This is a genomic window from Cellulomonas septica (assembly GCF_012396155.1).
Taxonomy (GTDB): Bacteria; Actinomycetota; Actinomycetes; order Actinomycetales; family Cellulomonadaceae; genus Cellulomonas; species Cellulomonas septica.
In genome coordinates, this window is the sequence record NZ_JAAXOY010000842.1 from 1 (window position 1) to 1,291 (window position 1,291).

The 1,291-nt window shown below is 75.8% G+C and carries 2 protein-coding genes; both read left to right on the top strand.

The window, feature by feature from the left end; translation table 11 throughout:
* On the top strand, positions 1–536 hold a 536-nt coding region (locus HGA02_RS19675; protein ID WP_168681091.1), incomplete at its 5' end, for a phosphotransferase family protein.
* Positions 537–608: 72 nt separating this feature from the next.
* Positions 609–1,238, top strand: coding sequence for an ATP-binding protein (locus tag HGA02_RS19680; protein ID WP_210728841.1), 630 nt, complete (start codon positions 609–611; stop codon positions 1,236–1,238).
* Positions 1,239–1,291 lie beyond the last annotated feature (53 nt).

Below are 1,291 nucleotides of genomic sequence, written 5' to 3' on the forward strand. Positions count from 1 at the left end.
CGACCGGGGAGGCCGTCCGCCGGCTGCACGACGCCCCGCTGCCGCCGTGGCCGGGCGTCGCGCTCGACGACCTCCGGGCCGAGCTCGACCGCGAGTACGCGTGGCTGCTCGAGCACGAGGTCCTGCCCGCCGACGTCCTCCGGCTCAACCGGGACATCGCCGAGGCCGCGCTGCGTCCGCGTCCGCCGGTGTTCGTGCACGGCGACCTGCAGCTCACGCACGTGTTCGTCGACGGCGACGAGGTGGTGGGCGTCATCGACTGGTCCGAGGCCGGACCGGGCGACCCGATGGCCGACCTCGCCACGCTGACCCTCGGGCACGAGGAGTGCCTGGACGACCTGCTCGACGGCTACGGCCCCGGCGCCGACCGCGACGTCATCCGGGCGTGGTGGTCGCTGCGCAGCCTGGTCGCGTCGCGCTGGCTGATCGAGCACGGCTTCGATCCCGACGCGCCGGGTTGCGAGCTCGACGTGCTTTGGGCGCGGGCGCGCGAGGCGTCGGGTGCGTCCGGCGCGCGCTCGGGACGCACGGGTTGAGCGCCGGCACCGGGGACGAGAAGGGTCGTTCGGCCTGGTCACCGTGCCGTCACGGTCACCAGGATGGACCCCGTGGGTGACCGGGACACGTGGGTGAGCACGACGCACGACTGGGCGGCCGCCGTCGACGAGGAGCACCTCGCGGACGTCCGCCGTCGTGCGACCGAGCTCGCGCCCGGCGGCGTGCTGCACCTGGTGCTGGAGGTCCTCGCCTACGCGTCCGAGGAGGCCACCGAGCGTGGCGGCGGCCGCTGCCGCGTCACGTTCCGGGGGGACGGCGCGGTGAGCGTCGCCGATGACGGCCGCGGCACGGACACGCGCCTCGACGAGCACGGCCACCCGGTGCGCAAGCCGGTGATGTCGACGCGCGACCTGCGCGTGTTCGACGCGGTCGACGGGCCGCGCCTGCCCGACGGGCACCCGCGCCGCGGGGTCTCGGTCGTCGCCGCCCTGAGCGACTGGCTCGTGCACCGCAACAGACGCAGCCACGGGTCGTGGGAGCAGCGCTACGAGCGCGGCGTCCCGGTCACCGACCTGGTGCCGGTCGAGGGCGACGGCACGACGGGCACCACGGTCACGTTCCTGCCGGGGCCGCTCGTCCGGCCGTCGCCCGTCGCCCTGACGCCCGACGCGGTCGCGTCGCTCCACGACTGGCCCGACCTGGCCGTGGAGGTGCTCGACGCGCGGCCGGTCGCGCGCTAGGGGATTGGCGACCCGTCGCCGTGCACGCCGGGGGTGACAGGGCCGACGAGAGA